General features: G+C 64.3%; 15 protein-coding genes and 3 pseudogenes. 11 read left to right on the top strand and 7 right to left on the bottom strand.

Going from position 1 to position 25,378, the window contains the following annotated elements:
* Window positions 1-852 precede the first annotated feature (852 nt).
* The 3 genes from Pla175_RS13670 (at window position 853) to Pla175_RS13660 (ending at window position 5,471) form a co-directional block, all read left to right on the top strand.
* Window positions 853-2,307 carry a hypothetical protein gene (locus tag Pla175_RS13670; protein WP_145285796.1) on the top strand — a complete coding sequence of 485 codons (1,455 nt, stop codon included), beginning with the start codon at window positions 853-855 and terminating at the stop codon, window positions 2,305-2,307.
* A 783-nt stretch (window positions 2,308-3,090) separates the two neighbouring features.
* Window positions 3,091-3,741 carry a hypothetical protein gene (locus Pla175_RS13665; protein ID WP_145285791.1) on the top strand — a complete coding sequence of 217 codons (651 nt, stop codon included), beginning with the start codon at window positions 3,091-3,093 and terminating at the stop codon, window positions 3,739-3,741.
* 284 nt (window positions 3,742-4,025) lie between these two features.
* Window positions 4,026-5,471 (top strand): HEAT repeat domain-containing protein, encoded by a 1,446-nt coding sequence (locus Pla175_RS13660; protein ID WP_145285788.1) that lies wholly within the window; start codon window positions 4,026-4,028, stop codon window positions 5,469-5,471.
* Window positions 5,472-5,664: 193 nt separating this feature from the next.
* Here the strand turns inward: Pla175_RS13660 and Pla175_RS13655 are convergent, their stop codons facing one another.
* Window positions 5,665-5,850 (bottom strand): carbon storage regulator, encoded by a 186-nt coding sequence (locus Pla175_RS13655; protein ID WP_145285785.1) that lies wholly within the window; start codon window positions 5,848-5,850, stop codon window positions 5,665-5,667.
* Between the two features lie 914 nt (window positions 5,851-6,764).
* Here Pla175_RS13655 and tnpA point away from each other — a divergent pair.
* Window positions 6,765-7,211 (top strand): IS200/IS605 family transposase, encoded by a 447-nt coding sequence (gene tnpA, locus Pla175_RS13650; RefSeq protein ID WP_145285782.1) that lies wholly within the window; start codon window positions 6,765-6,767, stop codon window positions 7,209-7,211.
* Between the two features lie 65 nt (window positions 7,212-7,276).
* On the opposite strand, the pseudogene istA reads toward tnpA, so the two are convergent.
* Window positions 7,277-8,338, bottom strand: a pseudogene (istA, locus tag Pla175_RS26555) (IS21 family transposase); the annotation flags it as partial.
* A 192-nt stretch (window positions 8,339-8,530) separates the two neighbouring features.
* A pseudogene (locus tag Pla175_RS26020) lies at window positions 8,531-8,920 on the bottom strand (IS701 family transposase); the annotation flags it as partial.
* A 61-nt stretch (window positions 8,921-8,981) separates the two neighbouring features.
* Here Pla175_RS26020 and Pla175_RS26550 point away from each other — a divergent pair.
* Window positions 8,982-9,365 carry a transposase gene (locus Pla175_RS26550; RefSeq protein ID WP_231953892.1) on the top strand — a complete coding sequence of 128 codons (384 nt, stop codon included), beginning with the start codon at window positions 8,982-8,984 and terminating at the stop codon, window positions 9,363-9,365.
* Between the two features lie 132 nt (window positions 9,366-9,497).
* Here the strand turns inward: Pla175_RS26550 and Pla175_RS13630 are convergent, their stop codons facing one another.
* On the bottom strand, window positions 9,498-10,799 hold the full coding sequence (locus Pla175_RS13630; RefSeq protein WP_145285775.1) for an IS110 family RNA-guided transposase: 1,302 nt from the start codon (window positions 10,797-10,799) through the stop codon (window positions 9,498-9,500).
* A 169-nt stretch (window positions 10,800-10,968) separates the two neighbouring features.
* On the opposite strand from Pla175_RS13630, the gene Pla175_RS13625 reads away from it, so the two are divergent.
* On the top strand, window positions 10,969-11,967 hold the full coding sequence (locus tag Pla175_RS13625) for an IS3 family transposase (protein WP_145285771.1): 999 nt from the start codon (window positions 10,969-10,971) through the stop codon (window positions 11,965-11,967).
* A 35-nt stretch (window positions 11,968-12,002) separates the two neighbouring features.
* Here Pla175_RS13625 and Pla175_RS13620 read toward each other — a convergent pair.
* Window positions 12,003-12,896: pseudogene (locus Pla175_RS13620) on the bottom strand (IS701 family transposase); the annotation flags it as partial.
* 488 nt (window positions 12,897-13,384) lie between these two features.
* On the opposite strand from Pla175_RS13620, the gene Pla175_RS27125 reads away from it, so the two are divergent.
* Both Pla175_RS27125 and tnpB read left to right on the top strand, forming a co-directional pair.
* The gene (locus Pla175_RS27125; RefSeq protein ID WP_145292098.1) at window positions 13,385-13,648 is read left to right on the top strand and encodes a transposase; all 264 of its coding nucleotides are present in this window, start codon (window positions 13,385-13,387) and stop codon (window positions 13,646-13,648) included.
* Between the two features lie 333 nt (window positions 13,649-13,981).
* Entirely contained in the window at window positions 13,982-14,233 is a 252-nt protein-coding gene (tnpB, locus tag Pla175_RS27120; RefSeq protein WP_197526808.1) for an IS66 family insertion sequence element accessory protein TnpB, read from the top strand.
* A 27-nt stretch (window positions 14,234-14,260) separates the two neighbouring features.
* Here the strand turns inward: tnpB and Pla175_RS13605 are convergent, their stop codons facing one another.
* Window positions 14,261-15,031: an SMODS-associated NUDIX domain-containing protein gene (locus tag Pla175_RS13605; protein WP_145285760.1), complete on the bottom strand. Its 771-nt coding sequence runs from the start codon at window positions 15,029-15,031 to the stop codon at window positions 14,261-14,263.
* A gap of 96 nt (window positions 15,032-15,127) precedes the next feature.
* Window positions 15,128-21,484 (bottom strand): P-loop NTPase, encoded by a 6,357-nt coding sequence (locus Pla175_RS13600; RefSeq protein ID WP_197526807.1) that lies wholly within the window; start codon window positions 21,482-21,484, stop codon window positions 15,128-15,130.
* A 1,500-nt stretch (window positions 21,485-22,984) separates the two neighbouring features.
* Here Pla175_RS13600 and Pla175_RS13595 point away from each other — a divergent pair.
* The 3 genes from Pla175_RS13595 (at window position 22,985) to Pla175_RS13585 (ending at window position 25,366) form a co-directional block, all read left to right on the top strand.
* A complete protein-coding gene (locus Pla175_RS13595) occupies window positions 22,985-23,197 on the top strand; it encodes a hypothetical protein (protein WP_145285753.1) in 213 nt (70 codons plus the stop codon).
* Between the two features lie 29 nt (window positions 23,198-23,226).
* Window positions 23,227-23,640, top strand: a complete 414-nt coding sequence (locus Pla175_RS13590) for a hypothetical protein (RefSeq protein WP_145285750.1) — start codon at window positions 23,227-23,229, stop codon at window positions 23,638-23,640.
* 118 nt (window positions 23,641-23,758) lie between these two features.
* Window positions 23,759-25,366 carry a GMC oxidoreductase gene (locus Pla175_RS13585; protein ID WP_145285747.1) on the top strand — a complete coding sequence of 536 codons (1,608 nt, stop codon included), beginning with the start codon at window positions 23,759-23,761 and terminating at the stop codon, window positions 25,364-25,366.
* The last annotated feature ends 12 nt before the right edge of the window (window positions 25,367-25,378 follow it).

Genomic DNA, 25,378 nt, shown 5'->3' with positions numbered 1-25,378 from the left:
CTGACGCAGTTTGGGTACGAGTTGTTGGCGGTGCTGGGTCACCTCGACTACCTGGGGCAGCCGAAACGGCGTGCCGAACTGGGCCTCGCGCGCTGGGGCATGCAGGAGGCACAACGGGCGCCGTCGGGGGGGCTGAACCTGCACGCCCCTTCTCGGCGGCTCCGGCCGGCCGCCGCCACGCCTATTGCGGTGCACGCGCCCCCGGCGCCGGAACGGGCCAGACTCACCGACGGCGCCGGGCCGCCGGCGCCGTTGGATGAGGCGCCGCTGCGAGGCGGTCGTCCAGGGCTCGTGGGGCCCTCGACCTGCGAGCGGCGCCCGCCGCAGGGCCGGCGGTGGCCGTGCAAAAAGCTCACACCAAGACCACCCAGAAAATGGATCAACCGCTATTTTATTCGCGCGCCGGCTCTGCTACCACGGGTGGCTGCTAGCAATGGATGCACGCACGGCAGTACCGATGAAACGACCCAAGCCACAACCGACGCGTCCGCGGACCGCCCCTCAACCGGGCGGGGCAGGGCGGGCTTTCGCGCATCGCTTAGCGTCCCCGGCCGGGGGCCCGCCGAGGCGGGGCGCCCGCCTCGGCGGCACGCAACGCGGCGTGCGTGTCGCCTCCGCACGTTCCCGGCGTGGTGCGAGGACCGGACCGGCAGCACCGGCGGACGCCGTTAACCGGCCGCGTCCCGTCATCCATTCTGCCTGGGCGCCGCGGTGCGCCCGACGCTCTCCGCCGGCGTCGCCGTTCGAACGCTCCCGAGCGCCGCCCGCAACAACCTCGAGCCCCACGCAGCCGCCGCTCCAAGCCGCTTTGAGTTTCAGTTTTTAACACTTCGTATTCCACCTAGGCGCCATATGGCCAACGCCATCACGTTTCTTGATCGGGTCCGGGTTCTCCTGGACGAGTCCTTGTTCCCCCTCCCCAGCGGACACGCCGACGCAGCGTCGACGGCGCCGCCTGCTGCTACCGGCGCGGGCGCCCCGCCCCCGCCCTTGTCCTACGCCATCCCCTGGCGGCAGATCGCCAACGAACCGTACGCAAGCGACGCCCTCCACCCGGTCGAGACGCTCAACGCGTCGCTCGACAGCCCCGACGCGGCGGTCGCCGCCGCCGCCGAGGAGACGATCGTCCGCTGCTACCGCCGGGTCGCCGTGCCGCTCTTGCGGGGCGCGCTGGGCGCCGCCCAGCGCGGCGACCCGCGCCGCTTGGGGCTGCTGCGCCGGCTCGACCCTCCCAGCGCCCTGGCGTTGGTCCCGGACGCCCTCGCGTCGGGGTCGGCCGACCTGCAGGAGGCCGCGCTGGCGTGCCTGGCCGACTCGCCGCAAGGCGTCGGGCTGCTCGCCCGGCTGACTCTCGGCGAGGCGGCGGGCGTGCGCGAAAAGGCGTTGGAGCTGCTTGCCGGCAGCGCGTCGGACGAGGCGGCGACGGCTTTGGTTGACGCCTTGCTCGTGGACATCGCGGCGCCTGCCAGCCGGCTGGTCTGCGAGTGCCGCTACCCCTCGGTCGTCCGGGCGCTCATCGCCGCGGCGCGGCGGATGCTCAGTGCGGTGGCCTCCGACGCGTCGCAAGACCGCCGGGCCTACCGAGAGCACGCCGCCGGTCTCCGCAAGCTGCTGCTGTGCCTCATGGGCCGCGAGCACGAGCCGGAGGTGGCGTCGTTCTTGCTCGAGGCTTACAGCCAGCGCGCCGGGCTGTATTGGCTGGCGCCAACGGGCTTGATCGCAGACCCGCTGGAGAAGCTCGTCGAGTGCATGGCGAGCGGCCCCGCCGCGCTGCAAGGGGCGCTGATCGCCTCGTTGCCGGACATGAACCTGGCTTACGTGCCGATGGTCGTGAGTCTCGCCTTCGACAACTTGGAACCCGACCAGGTCTACGAGGCGTTCCACGGCGTCTTGCAGCCGGTGGAAGGGGACAGCACCGACTCGTGGGATCTATGGGTAACCCGCCGGCTCGCCTGGGGGCGCCGGGCGTGGTGGGCTTGGGACAACAGCCCCGACGTGCCGTCGTGCCGGCTAGCGGAGTGCTTCGACGCCCGGTGGCTCGACGACGCCGTAAACGGGGGCCGCGTCGACCTGGTGCTGGCGCTCGCCAGGCCGGGTCACGCGGGTGCGAACCGGTTGCTGAAGCAGCACTTCCAGAAGCTGCTGCGCGAGTCCCCCGCATCGGCCGAGGCGTACGAGACCGTGGCCGTGATGTCCCACGTGGGGCACCCGTTGGCGGACGACGCGCTGAAGCAGCTGGAAGCGGCCAAGGCCAATCAGCCGGCCTCGCCGGTTGGCATGTGGGTCGTTACCGAGGCGTGGTTGTAGCGAGAGCGGACGACGGCGGCGTCAGCCTCGGCGCGTCGTCTTGTGCGGCAAGGGATCAAGGCCCACCGGGACGCCGGTGGGCCTTTTTTCTGGGAGGTGGGTGTTCGGGCGGCCGGCGGCGGGTCGGGTGCGGCTCGACCCGCAGTCGGCCCGTCCGGTCGCCCCGGCAGGCGGAATGTTCTGGACGCGCGTGGCCCTCGTGGACCGGGGGACCCGTGCGTTCGGGAACTGCGTGGTCGTGCATGAGACGGGGCGCGACTGCGCCTTCCGCGAGGTGGTAGGACCCAGTCCGTGGGCGCCAACCGCGGCGTGGGCCGAGACCGTTCTCGCGGGCGATGAAGGGAGTCATTCGCTCCCAGCGGAGGACTGCCGAACCTGCGCGTGGGTGCGGTCAGCGGTGGGTCAACGTTTGGGTGTAGGGGGTTTTCAGGGCTCGACGGCTGGGGTCCTTAATGGCCTCCGCGACGCCGCTGCCCAGACCTATCAGGTGGGCCCACTATACGAGAGGTCTCCCCTATGCGTCCCCGCAGGCGCACTTCCATCCAGCCCGAACCAGACCTGTCGGGCCGCCGCATTCGCAGCGTTCAACGGCCCGGACCCGGCCCGCAAGGCGTCCGAAAATCGAAGCGGGACGAAGGCCCGCCAAGGCGCCCGATCGAGCCCTCGGGCGTCATCGAATTTCAACATTCGGACCCCGATCTGGTATTTACCCCACCCCCCCGCGGCTCCGACAATGCCTGCCAGACGGATTTAACCCCATTCCCCTATGTTCACGGAAGAGCCATGGTCGTCCCTAACAACGCAGCCAACGTCCCCCCGCCACCTACCACAGAAGCCGTCGTCCCCCCCGCCGGCTGCGAGGCCGCGTCGGCTGGGAAGCAGCGCCCCCCGCTCACGTCGGACGACGTCAGCGCCATGGTCGCGGGGGGCCCCCGCCTCCGCCGCCAGCTCTTGGAGCAGCTCCCGCACCTCTCGGAGGACGGCTTCCTGGCCGCGGTCTTCTGGGCCGGCTTGCTGTGGTCTCCCAGCCTGTTCTTCGTCGCCTTCAGCCAGTTCCTTGAGCCGTCCGAGGGGCGCAAGCCCGGTGGGGTCGAGCGGAACCGGCTCGTCACCCGGCAGCTGCGTTCGCTGGCGGGCTGGGCGGGCGACCGTTCCGTGTGGGGGGCCGAGCGCCCCGGCAACGGGGCCTGGCGCCTTGACCCTGCCTGGCTCCTGCTGGCCGCGAGCCTCGGCCGGCTGGACTTGGTGCTCTGCCTGGCGACGCCCGGGCATGCGGGCGTGGACCGGTTGTTGACCGACGCGTTTACGTCCGAGCAGCCCACGACGCCGGCCGAGCTGGTCCACGACATCGCCACGGTGATCGTCGCGATCAACCACCCGCTTGCCGACGACGCGCGTGCCTGGCTGGGGTCGCCCGCCGGAGACCGGGTGTAGCTGGCCCGGCCCACCAGAACCGGGGCGAAGACGCGTGCGGCCGCGGCTGGTCTACGCGTGACTTCGCAATGCTGGTGGGGGTCGCGAACGGCGACCGGCCTTGCCAGCAGCACGTCGCTACCCTTGCAGCGGGTCCGGCGCCCGGTAGCGGTTCCGCCCGGGCGCCGCGGCTGCGATTGGTGGCGCCGCTCCCGTACGGCGCCTTGCGCAGAGGTCAACCGGGGTCATAATGAGTGGTGCGACGGATTGAACGCTTCCCCATAACTGACGACAGCAGGTGCGATTTGAACAACGCCTTCTCGGTGTCGCCGCGGCTCGCCGAGCTGCTCGATCAGCTCGGTGCTCTGGGCAGCCACGAAAGCCGTGGCGCGCGTTCCTCGGAGGGCGAGGCCGCCGGTCGTGGCTCCTACGACCGCAAGTGGGCCGCCCTGGTCGATCAGCCAGAACCGCGGCTTTCGCTCTGGCCCGTGGAGCGTCTGATCGCCAAGCTCGACGACCCCGATCGGCAGATCGCTGACGCCGCCGCGCACGTGATCGCAACTCAGTTCCAGGCGATCGCGATCCCCCTGCTACGCGGGACGCTCGGCGAGGGTGGCGAGGGGGACGCCCGCCGGGTCGGCCTGCTGCACCAGCTCGATCCCCGCCGCGCGGGGCCGGTCCTGGCCGACGCGATCCGTTCGGGCCCGATGGAGGTCCGCCTGGCCGCGATCGAACGCCTGGCCAATTTCTCAGGCGGCGCTGGGGTCCTTGAAGAGCTTGCTAGTTCCGAGGGCGCCGAGGTACGCAGCGCCGCGGCAGCGGCGATCGCCCAACGCGGTGACGGTCCGTGTCGCCCGCCCGCGGTCCAAGGCTTCCGCTTCGAGGAGGACGAACGTGGTGAGCTCGTGGCGGTGCGGACCGCCGGCCCACACGACCCGCTCCCGGAACCCAGCAGCGACGAAGTGATCGGCGAGGCGCGCGACCGTCTCGCGGCGATCACCTCCGCCGGCACCCGGTACCGTGGGGTCTACGCGCAACACGCCGCGGGGCTGACGCGTCTTTTCCAGGCGCTGCGTGGGCGGGAGCAGGAATCGGCGGTCGAGGCCTTCTTGTTGGAGGCCTTCGATCGACGCGAGGCCATGCCGGTCGAGTTGGACGGTTTTAGGGCGCCCGACGCCCAGGGGCATCTCGTCGAACGCATGGCCTGCGGTGGACCGGCGCTGCGGAACGCGCTGGTGGCGGCGTTGCCAAACCAGCTCCCTCCCTACGTTCCTCTCATTGTCCATGTCGCGTTTCAGAGCTGGGACCCTGCGGAAGTCTACGACGCGTTCCACACCTACCTGCGCCAAGCCGACCGCGCTTCGCGCAGCGACTATTGCACGTACGTAATCCAGCAGCTGGCCATGGGCGCCTTTTCTGCTCGTACGCCCAACGGCGCCAACGCGCTGCTTTGGCGCCGGTTCGCGGATTGCTTTGACCCGCGCTGGCTCGACCTTGCGGTCGAACTGGAGCTGCGTGTGCTGCTGGCGACCCTCGCTCGGCCGGGGCACGCCGAGGGGAGTCATGCGCTGCTGAAGTACCTTGATGAGTGCGCGCTCCACGACGAGCACCGCGCCGACGCCGGCCAGCTCGCCGCGGTGATGCGTCACATCGGCCACCCGTCGGCGGGTGACGCCGAGCGGATGGTGTCGTCGCCCGAATGGCGGGGAGGGTTCTATGCGTTCGTTGGATCGCAGCAGCATCGAGGGTAGGCAGAGGGGTCCGGCGGGGGCGTCTGGAAGCTGACGTCGGCGTTCTCCCGCCGCGACCCCACGCTGCCGATCGTCGCCGAGTTGGCTGCGCCGCGGGCCTAGGACACGGGGCAGACACGGCCCGTGCGAAACGAGTCCAGCCGCAGCGCGCCGGTTTCCTGCCTGTCTGCGGGCGCGAACGCCGCCACGCGCCTCATCCCTCAGGACCGGCAGGGGCGATGCTCCGCTGGATCGCATCGTAAACCTCGCCACGGTGCACCGAAATGCTCCGGTCTGCCTCCACCCCCAGACGCACGGCGTCGCCGACGATCTGCTCGATGTGGATGAGGGCGCCCTGTACGCGGATGGACTCCCCAACCGTCCGCTCGATGATCACCATCTTGGGTCCTTGGGCGAATAAGTCGTCTTCGAGCGTGGCGGTCGAGCGGCGGTGCGCTCGTTGGGTTTCGTCCGTGTTCGCCCATCCCTTTCAGGCCAACGCCTGCTCGAGCGACGGGCTGATTGTACTGCTTCTTGGCGGACTCGTGGGAGCCTCTGGGTCTCACCGAGGGCATTGCGGTGATCGATGCGGGCTCGGCGGTCCGCCAAGCCGGCGCCCGCAGCGGTGATGGTGCGAGGGCCCTCGGCCAACGTGCTGTCGGAACGAAAGCTCGACACGGTCTTCCGCGGGTCGGGCGGGCGGCAGGTGGGGGGCCGCTGCTGTTTCGCCGGCGGTGGGTCTGCGGCGACCGATGACCAAGGCGCCGCGCCCACCGCACGCCGCCTACACGCACCGGAGTGAAGAATCCGGCGTGTCGATCGCCGCGCTCCAACCGAAGCTCGCGGCTTCGACGCGACCAGACCGGGGTCCCGAGAACAAGATTTCGCCCGAATAAGCAAAGCGGCGTAAGCTAAGGTCGATGAGCAGCCTCAGCGAGAGTGGGAGTGGCCCCGGAGTTTAACGCAGCGGTTCTCTTGGCCGTTGGCGCCGTCGGGGGTCCGGTGCGGCCTCCACGGCGACCGGGGGGACGCACACGCCCATCCAAGGTATAACGCGCTAACGCGGATCGGGGACTGCTACCGCGGGCCCCCTTGCTGCTCACGAATAACGACCCATGACGACGCTTCGCATCGACCCGCCGCCCGGTTTTGTCACGATCGTCACCGGGCTCCCGCGGTCCGGCACCTCGATGGTGATGCAGATGCTGGCCGCGGGGGGGCTCCCCGTGCACAGCGACGGCGCCCGAATTGTCCCTGCGATGGGTCTGAAACCCTCGCCTTCAGGCGAAGCCTTTAGGTTCATATATTGGGTGGATGGAGAACTACCGCACGGGTGCGCATAGCCGCTTTGACATCAAGTATCACTTGGTGTGGGTGACGAAGTACCGGAAGCAGGTCCTTTCGGGTGCAGTAGGCACACGGGTTCGGGACTTGGTGCGTGAGGTCTGCCGGACCAATGACATCGAGATTCTGCAGGGGTCGGTGTCGCTCGATCACGTGCACGTATTGCTGTCGTGCCCGCCGACACTCTCGCCGAGCAAGATTATGCAGTCCATCAAGGGGAAGACGTCGCGGAAGCTGATGATGGAGTTCAAGCACATTGAGAGGCGGTTCTGGGGTCGGCATCTGTGGGCGCGGGGCTACTTCGTGGCGACCAGCGGTAACGTGACCGACGAGGCTATCGCGGCGTACATCCGCGGGCAGGACGGCGCCGAACCAAGCGATGGTGACGACCGATTCCAAGTTACTCCACCATCGTGAGTTGAGGACTTCAGTCCGAATCCAAACCCACCGGCTTCAGCCGGTGGTAGTTTAGTGAGAACGCGGACCAAGTGGGAATCCCACCGCACCCATAGCGTGCGTCCCAAGTACTCTGGCGGCACGCTGTAGTACGACTTGGCGACCGCGATGTGCCCGTCGCGACTGACAATGCGTTGACCTTCCTGGAAGCAAGGGAAGCGCTCGCGCGGCAACGCCCCCAGCGTGGGGCGTTCCACCTCACGGAAGTGCTTCAGCACTTGCTGCTGCGTCGTGCCGTGAATCCGCGTGTCGGCAACCGTGGTTTCCCAGTGCAGCAGGTGATCGTTCTGCTCACGCAGGCTGCTGAACGTAAGCCCCTTCAGCGCGTTCTCCTGGACATAGGCCACCCCTCGTTCGACCTTGCCCTTGTGACGCGGCATGCGTGGCTTGGTCGGCAAGAGCGCGGCGCCGTAGTGCTCGCAGAAGCTGCGTAGCTTCGGATTGAGATCGGGGTCGTACCAATCGGCCTTCAGCACGGCCGCTTTGAGATTGTCAGGGACCAGCGTCTTGGGCACGCCGCCAAAATGCCAAAACGCGTTCTCCAAACAATGGATCAGATCGTCGGTAGTCTGCCGATAGACGACCTCGCTATACGCCTTGCGCGAATGGCTCAGCACGACTCGCAAGACATGCGTCCGACGGCGACTGCCGTCCGCCGCGACGATCGGCGCCCCGGTGCCAAAGTCGATCTGGGCTTCTTGGCCAGGGGCGACTTCCATCCGCCGAAACGGCAGCGGCGTGTTCTGGCTGAGCTTGGCTACGAACCGGCGTACGCTGTGGTACTTGCCGGTAAATCCGTGCTCGGCGACCAGGTCTTGGAAGATCCGCTGGGCCGCTAAGCCTTGCTCAAGCTTGGCAAGCACCAAGCCGCGGAACGGGTCGCACAGACTCCGCGACCCGGGGGGCGCTTTGGCCCTGTTTGGGGGGGCTTCGGCAGCCTCCGACCCGGGAGGCGCTTTGGCCCTGTTTGAACCCTCCGGCCCGTCGCTCTGGAGCGTCGGCCCGGAGCCCGCCAGCAACTGACGTGCAACGGCGCCACGACTAATCCCCAGCTCCCGAGCGATCCGCCGCTGCGACCGGCCTTGCAACTGTAACGTCCTAACACTACAGCGCTAGGTCACGTCCATCTGCAGCGTATCAGGCCTTTGAGAATGATGCCGTTTCTCCGCAGTTTTTTCAGGGTTCGCTTCCGGTGGGAGGCCCGCGCGGCGGCGTTGCGTTGTTGCCAGTGCTGGATGACGTTGGCGGTGTGCTCGATGAGCGTCGGCGAGGCCCGGCCGTTACGCTGCCAACTCGGCAGCAGCGCGCCGACGGCGGCGTGGACTTGGCAGACCGTGACCTCCGGATTTTTTCCCCCGCAGCCGTTCACGACAGCGGGCCAGGAACAAGTAGCTGACGCACGACAGGATCAAGTGGCGTTTGAGACCGAGGTAACAGCGGCCCTCCCACTGATCGAGTCCGATCTCCTGCTTCTGGTCGCGGAAGCACCGTTCGACGCGCCACCGCGAGAACGCAACCAGCAACAACGTCTCGATGGTCGTGTCGGACGGGGCGTTGCTGATGAAATACTTCACCTCATCGTGGTTCAATGCGTTGCGGGCGACGAGCAGGTGGAGTTCGATCCCCGGCAACCCGTCGTCGTTCTTCATGACGATGCGGGCGTGCTTTGAGGTGGTGCGGAATTGACGGACAGGTGAGGAGCTTAGAATGTCTGGCGAAAGGATCGCCGCCATGCCACGCAAGAAGCCACAGCCGACGAAGCCGGGACGCCGCGTATTCACGCCGGAGTTCAAGCAGGAAGCGGTGCAGATGCTGCTGGACGGTCACACGGCCGGTTCGGTCGCCGAGCGCCTGGGGGTGTCGCACGCTAACGTGCTGTACCGCTGGAAGCGTGAGCAGCTCGCCGAGAGCGGACCTGTGGCGGGCGCCTTGGAAACGCGTGTCCGTGAGCTAGAGGTCGAGCTGCGTCGGGTCGAGCGTGAGCGGGACGTGTTACCTCTGGATCGGTCAACTCCTCGGCAAGGTGTTGTCACGGTCGGGATTGAGATTCGGACAGGACGTCTCCACGACGGAGTGAAGCTCAACGCGGCAGCGCAGAACAGGAGAAGTGGTTAGCCAGGGGTCCAGGGGGCGGCAATGAGCACCCCTGGTCTGCGTGAACGCCAAAAGATTGCCGGCGTAGCCGTCCGCCAGATGCATTGCGAGCGTCGCTCCGATCATTGATTTGTGTTGCTGGAAGGTGATCGCTTAGTTCCTGGCACGAGTGGGAGATTTTCGCGGTGACCGCCGATCTTGGTTGATCTGCTGGACGAAGTCGATGACGCCCAGCGTCCGCAGCACCTGTTGTTCGCCGGCCGGCAGCTGCTCGAATCCGTGAACCGGCGGCAACCCTTCCTGCTCGCATACGCGCTGCAGCGACGGTTCCAAGCGGGAAGGAGGGTTGGCGCCGTTCTTGACCCCCGGTCGACGGCCTTTGTGCTCAGGCTTCCGCAGCTCGCCGGTCACGGCGACCCGGAGGCGAGAGAGTTTCCTCTGGGTGGTCGTCGGGTTCGCGTAGCGGTAGGGCTCGTTGTTCTTGAGCATCAGCCATGCGACGCCGACCAGCTTCCGAGCGGTCGCGCAGACCGCCACATTCCAGCACTTCCGTTTCGCGAGTCGGCGGAAGAAGACCCCCAGCGGACCCGGCTGCCGGGCCATATTCTGGGCCGCCTGGGTAAGCAACCACCGAGCGTGGGAGTTCCCGCGCTTCGTGATCGGACCATAGTGGCATGTGGCCGCCGACTGCTTGACCGAGGGTGTTAGGCCCAGGTAGCTGGCGGCGTGCTCACCGTCCTCGAACCGAGACAAGTCTCCCAGGGCGGCGATCAGCGAAAGAGCGACGCAGTAGTCCATCCCCGGGACCGTCATCAGCAGCCGGACGCGCGGCAGGCCCCACGCCTGTTGGCGGAGCGTCGCCTCCAAGGCATCGATCTCCTGATCGACAACAGCGATCAGCCGCAGGTCCGATTCGACGAGCGCTCGTAGTTCTGCAGGCAAGCCACAGCCGGCCAGCCACCGCAATCCGACCTGGCAGAACAGCGTCTTCACCGGAACCGGTACAAGGATGCTGGCCAGAACGCTCTGGATGCGGTTCTTCAGACGCGTTCGCTCGGCTACGAGCCGTTCGCGCCGGCCGGTGAGCTGGCGGAGCGTCCTCGTCACGTCATCCGGCACCCAAACACTGGGCAGGTAGTCGCACCGCAGGAGCTGCGCCAGCACTTCGGCGTCAACCTTATCGGTCTTGACCTTCGCCTCGGCGATCGCCTTGGTCTTCATCGGGTTGCTGACAACAATCCGACCGACAAACGGCCGGAGCAGGTCTGCCACGGCCCAAGCGTTGGTCGTCACTTCCAACGCCACGCTGTCCTCGCCGGTGAGCTCCTCGGCGAACCGAAGCAAGGCCTCCCGCGTGCAATCGATCCGGCGGCGAAAGACCCGCTCCCCCTTCTCGTCGATGACGCACACCTCGACGACCGCCTTGTGGACGTCGAGCCCAATGAACCGCTTCATGGCGATGCCCTCATCAAGCGTGACGGACGAGCCGGGCCGTTCGGCAACTACCTCTTCGGGCTCGAAGCCCAGCCGGGTGGGCCGTGGGGGCGGCCAATTAAAAAAACGGGCTCGTGGCCCATAAGACCTCTCGGCCGGCCCCGGAATGAATGGCCCGTCGCGTCACTAGATTAGAGTCCGACATTCCGTCCCAAACCCGGTCTCATCATCGGACCACGTTCCTGGGACAGACACAACTACTCCATCCATACCCGATAAAAAAAGCGTTGATTATTTTCGGCCGCAACGAGTAACGGAGGTCTACGCCGCCATGGAAGCGATCGTCGCTATCAACGCCGCGTCGGTGCAGGAGGCCTGCGGCATCTTGGGCGTGAGCCGCAGCGCGTACTACGCTTGGCGTCGGGCCGAGCCGACAACACGTGACGAGCAGGACTCGGAACTGCTGCCCTTGGTGCGTACGGTCTTCCAGAAGCACAGCCGCCGCTACGGGGCGCGTCGGATCGCCGCGGAGCTCAGCGACATGGGCCACGCGTGCGGCCGGCGTCGCGTCGCGAAGCTACTGGAGATGCAGGGCCTGCGGGCAATCCAGCCGAAGTCCTACAAGCCCCGCACCACCGAGAGCCGCCACCGCTTGGGCTACAGCCCCAACCTACTCTTGGAGGCCGAGCAGCCAACGAGCATCAACCAACTATGGGTGGGAGATATTACCTACGTGCCGATCGTCGGCGGGGTGTTCAGCTACCTGGCGACACTGATGGACCGTTTTTCGCGGCGCATCGTCGGCTGGGAACTCGGCCAAGACATGACCGAACAACTCGTGCTGGCGGCGCTTACCGCGGCGATCCGCTCACGCGGCCCGGGCGCTGGGCTGATCCACCACACCGATCGGGGCGGCCAGTACGCGGGCGCCGAGTACCGGGCCGTGCTGCGACGCGCCGAGATGCGTCAGAGCATGAGCCGCGCCGGAGACTGCTACGACAACGCCTTCATGGAATCTTGCTTCGGGACCTTCAAGACCGAACTCGAAATGACCGAGTACCAAGACCATGCCGAGGCGCGTGGCGAGATCGCCAACTACGTCGCTTACTACAACCTCGAAAGAAAGCACTCCGCTCTCAGCTACCTCTCTCCCCACCAATTCGAGAACATCAAACGGCCAGCCAATTAAGCTCCTCGCCTGTCCGTCAATTCCGCACCACCTCACTTCGCCTCCCACACGAGCGGCCCCTTCTCGCCGTCCTTCACGTAGTACCGGGTCCACGCTTGATCGCGCAGCTCGGGCCAGTTCTCGGCGAGGTCTTGCACGCTCTGCGGGGCGCTCGCTGCGGCGACCAACCGCGGGACCTTGCGGGGCCGGCCGCGACCGCCGCGGCGAAAGGGTCGCTCCGTCACGCGCGGCCGGTCGGTCCAACACGAGAACGTCGTCGGGACCTCGGCGACGAAGCGTTGCTTTCGACCGTCCAAGCCCTGCAAAAACAGCGGCTTTCCGCCGTAGCCTTCGTCGAACGTCAGCCAGTCGAACATCACGCCGTGGGCCGCGGCCCGATCGCAAAGCTCCAGGGCGATCTTCCACTTGGAGCGGTAGACCATGTCCTCGGGAATGCCGGCGGCCCGACACCGCTGGCGGTCCTCCGACCAACTCTCCGGCAAGAACAACTCGCCGTCGACCAGCGCGTGGAAGTCGCCGGTCGCGTAGCCCAAGTGGACCGTGACGATGCCGTTCTCCTGCTTGCCGACGCAGCCGCAGTACTGCCGCTGCACGCCGGGCGTCTTGTCCCCCTTCTTGACGTCGCTCGTTTCGTCGATCAGGCCGATCGAGTGCGGCCCCGCATGATCTCGGAGGACGATCTCTTGGAGTCGCCGGCGCACGGCGTCTTCGTCCCAGCGGTGCTGGGCCAGGAACTCTTGCAGCGTCCGCGGCGCCACTCCGGCGGCCAGCGCCATCGGCTCGCAACTCTTCGCGGGCAGTTCGGAGAGTTGGCCTTCGACGTAGGTTGGCAAGTGCGCACGAGTATCTCGACGCGAGAAACAGGCGTCGAATTCGTGCAAGTAACTCGTCAATTCCGGCTTCAAACGGCGGATCTCATCGGCGTCCATGCTAGCGGCCCTGCGCCAGGTCGCCCCCCTGCGACACCAACAACATGGCCGATCGCCCAAACGCAAACAAGATCAACGTAGCGCTGTAGTACTAATGGACAACACTTTAGCCACCTTCAATCGGTTCGCCATGCGATCAGTTCCATTGCTCAGACGAAAGCAATGCAGCCTACGCGGCAAACCGCCTTAGTGGCCCTGTTTCAAGCGCCTGTCGCTGGTACTGTTTGAGCGCCCCGTGACAGCTGGAACTGGCAGAGCGTCTGAGGTGGTGCAGCGTTGACGGGTCGATGACCAAGGCGCCGCTCGGCGGGGATAAAGCCCACTGATCGTGGCGAGCTGGGGGTCCAGCGGTCGATCCTTACCGACCGCCGCGGGACGCCTCTGGGGTTGGCGGAGAGCGGGGCCAACACTCGCGATCAGCGGCTTCTCTTCGAGACGCTCGACAGCGTCCCGCTGCGGCGCCTCCGCGAACGGGCCGTCGGCAGCATCTGTGTCTCGACAAGGGGTACGACTCGCGACCCCTCCGTGCTCGGCTTCAACGCCGCCACTACACGCTCCACCTCAAGTCTCGCGGGCAGGAGCAGCGCGAGAAACGCACGCGCGGCAAACGGGCCCGACGCCTGGTCGTCCAGCGTGTCGCCTCGTGGCTCAACCGTTACCGCCGCATCCTCGTGCGCTGGGAAAAGAAGGTCGAAAACTACCAATCGCTGCTCCATCTTGTCTTCGCTCACATCCTCTGGCGCAGTTCATGAGGTTCTGGGATAGGTTCTAGGCAATCGACGTGCCGAACAGGTGTGGGAGCAGGCCAGTACTATGCGTAGCGACGATCGCTCCAGCAGCGCGACGCCGAGCCGGCGAGGGTGGAGCTGATCCCGGGTGGCGTGGTCGAGCCACCCGGTGGCTTGGCCGCCGACCGCGACCCGGTGGGCGCCGAACGACTAGAGCAGACCACGCCCAGCGGGTTCACGTTCCGCTTCCCGGCAGACATCGGGCCGAGTCAACTGGGCTCCGTGCTCGGCGTGATTGCACCTCGGAGAACGGCGCCATGCTGAGCGTTGCGGCCGGCACGCAGTTCTTCGTCGCGAGTGGCCCGACTGACATGCGGAAGAAGGTTCGACGGCCTGCAGGGCCTGGTGGGCGGGGTACTGGAGCAAGGCCCCCTCTCGGGTCATCTATTCCTGTTCGTCAACCGCCGCCGCGACAAGCCGAAGATATTGTACTGGCACGGCGACGGCTTGGCGTTATCGTACAAGCGGATGGAAGCGGGGACTTTTCAGCTGCCGCAAATGGCCGCCGAAGCTCGGGAGCGCCCGATCGTTCATCCCGCGCGCCCTTAGTGAGCCTCTGCAAGTCTGACCATCAGCTCATCGGTAAGGCGTTGGCTTAGCCCCCGCCGCCGTCGACCCAAACAGGTAGCCGCTTGAATCGCCAACGAGCTTGCCGTTCTTCGCACGGCCTTTCTGGATTTCGCCGTTGCTAACCAATACCAAACCCTTCGATTTGTTGGCTGCCGCGACAATCGCATCGGCGAGTCCTTTTGACTCCGCGTGTTCCTTCTCAAGTTCGTAAACGTAGAACAATCGATACTGCCAATACTCCACGCCTTTTACCGGAACCGGGCCCTCGTGGACCATGCGAACGAGCCTATACTCGGGCCGCGTTACCGCGTCCGCGATTCCGTGGTCTCCCACCTCCTTTAACTCTTCCACAATTTCGCGAGATAGTGCCTGGCGCTCCCGCCCTTGCTCGGAATAAAGCCAAGACAAGAAGGCCGGAAACCGCTTCCCAATGACGAACCCTCGCAGGTCGAACTGCCGGTCCCCGCCGGAGACCTCCGGTACGTACTGCAACTTGTCTTGCAGGTGGGCCAAGCCGCTCGGAAAACACCGGATCACTCCGCCGATCGGCGTAACGCGTTCCGATTGCCGCGCGTTCTGCACAAGAACATACTTCTGTCCGGACTTAAGCCGCAAGATCTCCGCAATAGACACTCGAATCGAGCGATTCGCCCAAAGAGTACGCGCACCAATGGCGTGAGATAGCCACCTCCGGTTGGTCACGATCTCATCGATTCCCGAATCAACTGCGGCTTTGCCTGCGATCTCAAACAGCTTGCCAGCGACGTATCCAAGCATGACTGAACTCGCTCATGTTGATTGAGAATAATTCAAAGGACGTTTCACCTGGCGTCGTTGTGGGATCTCCCTGGCCGATCGGTCGCCGAGAGCGACCTATTTTGGTCTCACGGAAGAAACGCGGACCGATTGACGGGGTTTCTCGCCGACGATGCCCACTCCTTGTACCTCGTGTTCGATGTACGTGGATAACGTCCCTCCCAGGATTTGCCGTAAAGGAGCGATGACTTCGGCGTTATCGGCCAGATGCCCGCGAATCATATTGCCCAACTCTACCATGGGGATACCGTTGGGCTCCGCGTCCTGCACGATCCTGCGAATGTAGCGGGGGATAGATTCTTGATCAACGAGTGTCGGCTCGGGTCCGACAACTTCTCTCGAGCCGGCTCCATCTAATCGCACAACCGCGGAGTGATTTGTAGACAACCGAGCAAATGCATCCGGACCCGCGGCAGTAATCTCGAAGCGATTGTCTGACTGCAAGAGATGCGTGAATCCCATTCCCAATCGCACACGGAGCGGAACTTCCCGACCAAATTCCTGAGCTACCAGGCTGGCCAACCTCGAAACGAGAAGGCCTTCGGGCTCGGTTTGAACGATCTCGATTGCGAGTTGAATGGCTCGCCGGCGGTCCTGTTGAACGCGGACCTCCGTCGCCTCTTGCTTCTTGGGAGCAGGGCCACCGTAGCGCTTCTCATGGCATTGAGTCCTGGGACCTGCGGCTAATTGGACCGTGGCCGAAGGTCCATTAGTCGGCAGTTCGAAACGTCCGTCGGCGCTGAGCACCGCACTCAACGGCCGGCCAAGTTGCTTCTTCAGGGGTAGTCCTGACAGTTTCAAAGTGCTGCGAATCTTAGGGGAGAGATCGGTCAGGTACCACGGTTTATGTGGCTCACTCGTGAGCAGCGCGTAAGCTGCATCGCAAACTTGGACCAATAACTCGGCCCTCGTTGCAGAGGCGTCCTTCAATAGCGGCTGGCCCACGGATCGCTTCGTGGCCAACGCGGTCTGAGCATGCGGCGACTCGTCGTCAACGGCGGCAGTGATCAGCGCTTCGCCCAGGCCCGGTAGAGGTTTGGGCCTTGGCGTCAAGAAGACGGTTACGGAGCCATCCCCCTGTTTACTGGCGCCGAGCTGCACGTCGGGCGTCGCCCGATCCAGAAAGTCTTCAAGCGACGGATACCCAAGCGCATTGCGGACGGTCATACCGCCAAGTACTTCGCGACGAAGCCCGTTCTCCAGCTGAGCAATCGAAACCGTTTGTAGGTCGATCATCGCCTGGTACAACCGCTCTTTAACGAATGCAGCCGCCTGCTCGCGTAGATCAAGCGTCACCTGCGCAATAGGATGGCTCTCAAATCTGCTAAGGGACACATTCTTTGCCAGAAGAGTGCGACCGTTGCGAGACGCCACGTACGACACGCGCTGACCTTTCCGCAAATCGGCCCACTGCGCTGCGTGGAGGGCGTCGGGGGTGAATCGATAGTCCTGCTCGCCGCGATCCGGTTCGATGTAACCGAACCTTTCCGTAGCATTAATGAGTCTAATTCGGCCGGTGGCCGTCACCCGAGGTGCGTCGGCTCGTCGGTCGCTCCCGCCGCGGCGTCGCAACTCGGCGCCGTCACCTTCGTCACTTGCAATTCTGAGGTCGTGAAACGTCGCCACTAGGCTTTCGAGCGAGCCGAACCCCAGGCGTTCGAGCGTATTATCCGAGTTCAGTGCGGAGTCAAGTCGGTCACAGATTTCGGTCAACAACAGCGGCTCGTCCCGAACCTCCCTGATCTCAAGCATGTCCAGCAGAAACTGGCGGACGCCTGTCATCAAGGCCTGGCGAGCCCCCGCGCCGATCAACTCGGCCGGCGGCGCCAGTTCGGCGCCGAGCGGCGAACGCACTGGATCGTCAGTCACTTTCCGTCGATCCCCGTTCTCGACGTGGCCCTCTTCAACCATCCAAGCGCGGAGTCCGTTGTAGCTAAAGCCCAGGAAGAAGTTCACTTTCTTGTGCCGGTCCGATGAAGCCCAGAACCTTGTACCGGGAACAAAGAATGCCGTCGCCGAATCGCCGATGAGGATTCTTCCGGACTGCGGGCCGTTCATCCGGTCGATCACACCGTTAATCCGGCGTAACGGCGAGGTGCTCGACCAAAACCGCCGTGGGGCGTCGGCTTCCTGCGCGGTTTTGAGGTCGACCCAGTCTCCTAGGCTGTCTTCACCCACGATCGGGCAAGAGCCGCCCTCGAATCCTAGCCATTCGTAGCTGCGGATTCGCGGGAAGTGGCCAGCAGCCTCCTGCATGCGATGTTCGTACTCCAACAGCTCCTCGGCGTCGAGCCGTTCGCCATGAAACCAGGCGACGAATTCAAGCACATACAGGTAATAGTTGGCACGTAGCGCCTTGTCGTGCCTATCCGACCATTGTTGCAAGCGATAAATCGCGTGCTCAAGATCGAACTCTGGGAGCACGCAATACGCATTGAACCACAACCGATAGTCTGCTTCATCTCCCCCGTTGCTCAGGTTCTTCTCAATCAGTTGCGTTACGCGCCGAGCATCGCGCTGGGGCATTCTGGAGCGGTCTCTGCTCGACTTAGCCACATAGACGTGGGCCAGACCCCGCCGCGACTTTGGATTGGTCGCCCCGACGCTCAACGCCGCCTCCCAGTCTTTGATTACTTTGAGCAGGTTCCCGTTCAGGATATCCATGTCGCGGAGGCAACCACGCAAGTACGACGACTGTCGGACGTCATAGCGGCCATGCACCTCGCGGGCGGCATGAAAGAGATCTTCGGCTGTCGTCATATTCTGTGCTAGCCACTCTCCGACGACGCTATCCTTCGACTGAAGTTCCTGCATCGATCCAGATTTGGCCGCTCGCTTGAGCATCTTGGCGACCGCCAGGATCATCTGGATCTCCGTGACGTACGAGTACTCCTCGTACTGCGCAATGTCCCGGGCGACGGCAAATGAGGCTTGGGCGTCTTCAAATCGCTCTTGGATCGAATTGAGCATGGTCACCGGCGTCACCGCGTCCGGATCATTAGTTCGTTGCTGCCGCCGCAGGGCGTCCACCAGGTCCTTCTTGATCCAGTACCTCAGGATCGACCCGCGTTGATGGTGATGAACTGACGAATTTGGTTCGAGACGAATCGCCGTATCCAGGTTGTCGACGGCCACGTCGAAGTTCTTGCTGAGTCGGTGAGTCCGGTGGCGCCCTAGATGATTCCAGAAGTGAGACTGACGGTCGAAATTATCAACGAGTGTTTCAAGAACGCGCTGGCCGGCCATGGCGCGGCTCGCCCGTCGCTCGCTGCCGGCGAAGTCGATCGTGTCGATTAGTTCGGAGAACTTCCGCTGCTCCGACAGATCGTCAGTGGCGTTCGACGGCGCGTCCTCGCGGTTTATGAACAATTGGGCAATCAGTTCGATGACTTCTTCGGCAGACGAGCCGACGCGATTCGCCAGGTCCTCGATCAGCCGCATCGACAGGTCGGCGAGGTCAAGACGCCAGTCTTCATTCTCAGAGAAGTGGCGGAGGACTTCCTCGGCAATAACGGGGTGTAAGATCTTGACTCGGCCGTCCTGCGAAAGCAGCAGCCCCCACGGCCCGTCGCCGATCGCTTCGCGCAGCGATGCGAAGTTGCGCGACCTTAGATTCATCAATCGCTTGACGAGGCTCTCGTGAACGGAGATCTTCGAGAATCGTGTGAGCAACGAAAGGTACTCAAGAGCCTCGCGTGTATTCCGACTGATTTGACTCGTGTGGGCCCGAACGAAATTCTGAACGGACTTGAAATCGCGTTCGAAAGTGATCAAGCCGTAAAAGAACGGAGACCGATACCGCCGGTAGTCCTTCTCGTCGGTTATCTTCTTGAGCTCGGAAATGCGTCGGCTGTCGTCTGTAAACGACGAGAAGGCTTCGAAGAACCTGCCGGATTCACGCTCCGACATCGGGTCGCTCAAGTCGACTCTGCTCCGCTCGTGCGTGCGCTTGCCCTCGTCCGTTTCCGCGTTCGATCCGAAGACGCGCTTCACATAGAGCATGACCAAGCGGCAGTTTCGATCCCGCAGGTCGCTCATCAGGTCGAGTCGTTCCGCGTCGGTGATCGTGCCAGCGTCCGCGACCAACAGTACCGGCAGGCCGGTCGTGTGGAACAGCTTCCCGATCAGATCTGCGGTGTATTGGGATCGCTTGCGTAAGATGGCGACGGGGTGTTCTCTCCGCAGATTCCACGCCAAACGGTGGGCAAGAGTCGTGCCGCCCGAGCCTGGTTGGTGCCGCAGTTCCACTGTGTAGATGCGACGGTCGGTAAGCGCCGCGCGGAGTTGCTTCTCAATCGACGCCTCCGCGTCGCGTGGCACGTCGAAATTGGCGTTAATGTCGTGCCACGTGGGCGGGCTGCCGCGCCAGAACTCTGAATCGCCTTCTTCCGGGAGTCCTTCCGGATCGCTGAGCAATCGCGAATGCAGGAGTTCCAGATCCTCTTCAAACTCACGGAGACTCTCCATCGAGATCTCGACGTCGCCGTCCTCGATGCTGGGTAGCGATACGTTCTCGGAGGCACGCTCGCTACCAAACATGTCCGCGATATTGCGCAGGAACAGCGAACCCTGCAGCGGAATATGCTCGACAACGAGGGGCGAGAGCGGCTTGTGCGCCCCAAGTTGAATCACGGACGCCGATTTGCCGAAAGCCTCGTTCACCACGTCTGCAAGCAGGTCGAGCCTCTCACGGTCGTCGGCGCTTCCGTCGTCGAGACGCGGCAAGATGACCACGACGGTCTGCATCGAGCCGACCGAATCGCGGAAGCGTTCCAGAAATCCGCGGACGTTCCTCCGATGCGTGACGCGCCAATCGTCGAGTGAGGGGACAGCCTCGCCGCGCCTCTTCCAGCCGGCCGCCATCATCCAAGCAGTACCGCGGTCGAAGTCGATAAGCTCTCCGGCCAGGCTGAACTCTCGCACCGCCCGGCGGCGCCTCAACGTGTCGACGGCCGAGCGATGCAGCCCCGACTCATCGCTTTCCGCATCAAGGTCGATCACTGCCGACCACGGCAGCAAGCCGATGCTGCGGAGTTGCTCGGATGGCAGTTGGCGGTCGGCTATCAACACGAACCGGGTCTGCCTGCTGTCGAAGCCGCTTGTGGCGTTCCAAATGCGCTGCCATAGATCCGCTTCATCGGCGCTTGTTTGCACGTCGTGGACCGCGGTGTCACCATCCTGCAGCCGCTGCCACACTTGCGGAATGAATTCTTCCACGTAGCGACGCGCGTTCCATGCGGCGTAGTACAGCGCCACGAGGCGATTGCTTTCAGACATGCCGTCCTTGTCGGCCCAGTTGAGTCCAGCGGCCACGCGGGACAGGACAAACTGCCGCCGGACCTCGTCCGAACGTCCCAAGGCTGACTCTTCGTGCCACCGCGCGATGGCGTCGCGGACGCCGCGTAGCATCTCCAGCAGGCCGCGATTGTCGTGGGGGACGCGCTCCTTGCCCGGCGCCTGCTCGACCGCGTCGCACAAATTGGCGACCTGCTCTGGAGTGGGATCACGCAGGCAGCAAAGTATCAACGAGACCTCCAAGTAGCTCTGGTCGAAACCAATCGGAGCCTCGTTCCTCGCAAGCGCGAAGTCTATAAGCCAGAACGGCGGATCGTCTTCGCTCTTGCGTTCAACCAGCACGTTTTCGAGGTGCAGGTCACCGTGCAGAAACCCAGGAAAGTGCACCTCCCGATCGTTTTCTTCGCCGCATTGGGCGTAGAGCCAAAGCGGATTGACGAGAGATTTGCCGGCGGCGTACATCTGCGCTTTGCCGGCGAACACGCCCTCGATCAGTTTGTGAACATTGGGTCGCGAGCTACGATCGAGGCTCTTCAGCCAGGCCTCGAGCAATTCGCGGCCGCTCATCGCAGTTCCAGCCCCACGCGCCCATTGCCTGAGGATCCCAAGCGCAAGCCCTCCGCTGAACTCGTGGAGTTGATGGGCGGCGTTCTGAAGTGTCGTTAGTCGCGTCGAGCTTTCGCCGGCAATCTGATAGAGCAGCACGCTTCTCGTCCGGCCCTCGTCCTCGGCGGAATGCTCACGCATGAGTTGTGGGATGCGGATGGCATCGCCGTGCGTTAGTCCGGTCGCCTCGTCGTGCCGCTTACGCTCAGTGGCGTCTTCCGAGGAAGGCTTGTGTCGATAAACCTTCAGGATATAGCCGCCGCCGGGCAATTCTCCCTCCGTACCCGGCTCGTAGGAGAGATCCACTTTCAGCACGGCGGCGCCGCTATGGCCGCCCTGAAAGTCCTTCACGATTTGAAACCGGCCGCCGCCGCACCAAAGCTGGAATGCTTCTCGCACAATCGCATGAAAGTCTTCATCGAGGTGCCTTCGGAGTTGGGTAGCGACCTCGTCTTGGCCATCTTCTGCGCCGAGACGGACAGCCTGGGAAGCCGCGGAGGATTCGTGCGACATCGGAATTCCTTTCTCGATTGGGTTCGATAACCAGTTCGCTACAAGTACCGCGAGGTAGTCGGACGGCGGGCGCTGCCGCTCGCCGATGTCGTTAGGCCACCTTGACCACCGCCCGGTTTCGCTGTTCCAACGGGGCATCCACCGCCGCGCCGGCAGACGACAATCGCGCACACTTTGCCAGCGAAGGGTTCAATTGTTGGGCGTGGCGCCGAGCCGCGTTTGCACTTCCCATCAGAGGACTCCGAATGTCTTCCCCGGAACATCAATGCGTGCGATGCTTACGCCGCACGAGGCGTTGAAGATTATACAATTTGAGTGGGGCAATCAAATTTTCGAGGGGGGCCGGCGACGCCGTGGGGCCGATCGGCGAAGTGCCGCCGGGCTCGGATACTTGAAATGCCGGCGAATGCGTCGCTACACCTTGCCGAAGCCTCACAATCTGCCAATTGCTCGGGAGCGCGAACCTGACGACGACGCCACCGTGGCTTTCGGGGGAGGACGCCGATTTTCGCATCGTTTCGTAGCCTGAGCTTGGCGTAGATCGTCGGTCGCGTCTCACCGATAGCCTGCGCAGAATGCCAAGGATCCGCCACCGGAACGGAGTAAGCATGCGATAGACCGGCTCCTCTTGCTCTTCGACCTTCGCTTCCGGCGGAACGAGGAAGCGGAAGTAATGAATGAGCCGTGCGGCGCTGGGCTCGACGAGCCTTCGTAGAGCCCGTTGACCAGATTTGCGGTGCTCGCTCTTCTTCTGTCGAAGGGGTCGGATGTGGAGCGTGCAGCGACGGCACTGATGCTGAGCGCACAGAAGCGCGAAGCCATATCCCTTATCGAGGAAGAGACGCTACGGAAGAGCGGTCCGAAGAAGGTTCTGGACCCGCGCACGAGGAAGTGCGGCAGGTTGCAAGCGTCGACCCTCCAGCTGGGACGTACGCGGCGGCCGCGGAGCTTCGGGGCCGCCGCGTCGCCGGCCGTGGTGGGAGGCGCCGCGCCGCGGCCGCCGTCCGCAAGGGAGCCTACGGTGGACGGTCGATCAAACAGCTCCTCGCTGTCGCCGTTCAGACCCGTTGGTCGCGGCCCAAATAATTCGGTGGACATCGTCCTGCCTCCCGCGTGAGCGAACCCGTAGAGGTACTAACGGTGGTGCGGCGATCGGCGCACGCACGAACCGGGTGCTGTACTGCCGCAGTCACCGAACCCGGATGGCGGAGTAGGTGCTGACCGTGCGCTGATTGGGATGTTTCAAGAGTTGCAACGGCCCTTAAGTGTGTGCAGCCAAGCTGCATACGGCGTTGTGCCGACCGCTCGAGGTGAACGGGCAAAAGAACTGCGAAGTCTTTTTTCCCAGAACCGCGTTGAGGGGAGTGGCGTAGGAAAGCGTTGCCGGGGGACTTCTTGGTTGAAGGAGCTTGGCGATGCATGCAGTAACTCTTCTGGAGGCGTTTTTTTTGCCCAGAGGAGCCCCGCTGCCGACGTGGCCTGCGTCATCCGCTGGCGGGCATGGTCGTGCTGATGCTGCTGGGCATGCTGGCGCGGATCCGTGAGATGCAGGTGCTGGTGCGGTGGGTGACGGTCCACTGGGACCGCCTCAAAGAGCCGCTGGGATTCGACCGCGACGCGCCCCCTGCGCCACAACGATCAGCCGCACGCTCCCCCGCTGCCGCGTCGATGACCTCCAGCAGGCGCTCGACCAGTGGCTCCGGGCCCGCCTAGCCGACGCGGCCAGCGGAGGGGTAGTGGCGGTGGACCGCAAGACGGCCAAGACGAGCCGTGAGCAGGGGGCCGCCCCCCCGCCGCCCAATCCACCGATCAAACGGGTGCTGGAAGATATCCGCCGTGTGCGGGTCGATCTAGAGAGCGCCGATTACCTCCGCGAGACGCTCGGCCTGCCCGGCTTCCGCATCGCGCTGCGCGTCCGCGGCCACGGGCGGATCGAGCACGGCCTGCACTTCTTGCAGGACCGCTGGTGGGGCAAAGACCGTCCTCCCCCCCGCCGCCCCGGCCTCTCGGCACGCCGCTGGGCCCGCCATTGGGCGATCGTAAACGCGGCCATCTCGATCCACCTGCTCCTCTCCAACCCCGACCTGCCCGTCAGGGCCGCCGCCGACCACATCGCCTGGAGCCCAGTCCGACGCCTCCAACTGCTAAACTCCTGACTTTGCAGCTCTCCTGGGGCGCCGGTACGAGTCCTTGTCTTGCATGGGCTCTCCTTTCCCGGGAAACTCGCGGTCTACCCACGAGAAACCCGGATGGACCTAAAGAGGTCAGTGATCAATGTTGATAGACGCACGTTCGGTGCCGACAGGAACCGTCCTTGAAACCGAGGTCTGCATCTTAGGGGGAGGCGCCGCGGGGATTAGTTTGGCGCGTGAGTTCACCAACTCCGGCTTCCGGGTGATCCTGCTCGAGAGCGGCGGCGCCAAGATGGAGCAGGCCACGCAGGATCTGTATGCAGGCAGCGATATCGGACGGCCTTATGAAAAATTCCGGGCCTCGCGGCTTCGCTATTTCGGCGGCACGACCAACCATTGGGGCCGCGTTTGGTGCGACATGCCGCATGCACTTGATTTCGAAGCACGCGAGGGCGTCCCGTACTCCGGCTGGCCATTCTCGCTGTCCTACCTCGAGCCGTGGTACGCGCGGGCGCACTCGGTCCTCAGGCTCGGCCCCTCTGGCTATGCACTTGCCGATTGGGGTCTCGAGCCGGGCGTGATCCCCGAGCCGTTCCGCGGCCCGCACCTCGCTTGCCGGGTTCTGCAGCAGGCCGCGGCTACGCGGTTTGGGCGTCACTACAAGCGAGAACTGCAAAAATCTAAGAATCTGAGCGTTTACCTGCACGCCAATGGGCTGCGTTTCGACGCCAGCGAGGATTGCGGCGCCGTGCGACAGCTCCATGTCGGCGTCCTCCCCGATGGTCGCTTCACCATCCGGGCGCGCATCTACGTGCTTTCGGCGGGTGGGATCGAGAACGCGCGCCTGCTCTTGCTCTCCGAGAACGACGCTGGCGTCGGCCTAGGAAACGAGCACGACCTCGTCGGACGGTTCTTCATGCTCCACCTGGAGTACTCGGGCGGCTTCCTCGATCTCGCCGACCCCTACGCGGACCTGACGTTCCAAACCGGCGAGCAGGGCGCCAAATACAATCGCAGCGGCGCCCGGCGGTTTGTGTCGTACATCAGCCTTTCCGACGAAACGAGGCGTGAACGCAAGCTGCCGAACGTAAGGTGGCGGTTCCAATACCCAAGACTCCCCGAGATGGATGCACTCTCGCGACTCGTTCCTTTGAAGTGGTCCGACTTGAAGGAACGAGCCGATCACGGCGCAGAGACGCTGCGTGATCTGGGACAAGTTCTAAGGACCTTCCCGGGCCTCGCCAGGTACACCGCACGCCGGATCTTCTACGGCCGCAATAAGCCCCCGGCGCCGATGGCGTCCATTCCCCTGAAGTGCACGGCCGAGCAGATGCCGCATCCGGATAGCCGCGTTCGGCTTGGCGACGACCTCGACGTGTTCGGCCTGCGGAAGGTCGCGGTCGATTGGCGGCTGACGGCGGAAGACAGACGCGGCGTCGCCACTGGGAACCGGTTGTTGGAGGAGGAGCTGTGCCGCGCCGGATTCGGCCGACTAAGGTCGACCGTTCCTGACGACGAGCGTGAATGGCCAAGCGATATGCGTGGGGACCAGCACCACATGGGGACGACCCGCATGCATCGGGACCCGAGTCTGGGTGTTGTCGACGAGAACTGCCGCGTGCATGGGGTCGCCAACCTCTACGTGGCGGGCAGCTCGGTGTTCCCCACCGGGGGCACGTTCAATCCGACGCTGACGATTATTGCACTTGCCTTGCGTTTGGCCGATCATGTCAAGGAGCGGCTCAGCTAATGGGGTTCACTC

The organism is Pirellulimonas nuda (genome assembly GCF_007750855.1).
GTDB lineage: Bacteria > Planctomycetota > Planctomycetia > Pirellulales > Lacipirellulaceae > Pirellulimonas > Pirellulimonas nuda.
The sequence above is the reverse complement of the archived record's forward strand: the minus strand, read 5'-3'. Positions and strand labels throughout refer to the sequence as shown.

Coding starts and splice junctions, on each gene's coding strand:
- Pla175_RS13670 (WP_145285796.1), top strand. CDS start 853: ATGGCCAACGCCATCACGTTTCTTGATCGGGTCCGGGTTCTCCTGGAC.
- Pla175_RS13665 (WP_145285791.1), top strand. CDS start 3,091: ATGGTCGTCCCTAACAACGCAGCCAACGTCCCCCCGCCACCTACCACA.
- Pla175_RS13655 (WP_145285785.1), bottom strand. CDS start 5,850: ATGGTGATCATCGAGCGGACGGTTGGGGAGTCCATCCGCGTACAGGGC.
- tnpA (WP_145285782.1), top strand. CDS start 6,765: ATGGAGAACTACCGCACGGGTGCGCATAGCCGCTTTGACATCAAGTAT.
- Pla175_RS26550 (WP_231953892.1), top strand. CDS start 8,982: ATGCCACGCAAGAAGCCACAGCCGACGAAGCCGGGACGCCGCGTATTC.
- Pla175_RS13630 (WP_145285775.1), bottom strand. CDS start 10,799: ATGAAGCGGTTCATTGGGCTCGACGTCCACAAGGCGGTCGTCGAGGTG.
- Pla175_RS13605 (WP_145285760.1), bottom strand. CDS start 15,031: ATGCTTGGATACGTCGCTGGCAAGCTGTTTGAGATCGCAGGCAAAGCC.
- Pla175_RS13600 (WP_197526807.1), bottom strand. CDS start 21,484: ATGTCGCACGAATCCTCCGCGGCTTCCCAGGCTGTCCGTCTCGGCGCA.
- Pla175_RS13595 (WP_145285753.1), top strand. CDS start 22,985: ATGGTCGTGCTGATGCTGCTGGGCATGCTGGCGCGGATCCGTGAGATG.
- Pla175_RS13585 (WP_145285747.1), top strand. CDS start 23,759: ATGTTGATAGACGCACGTTCGGTGCCGACAGGAACCGTCCTTGAAACC.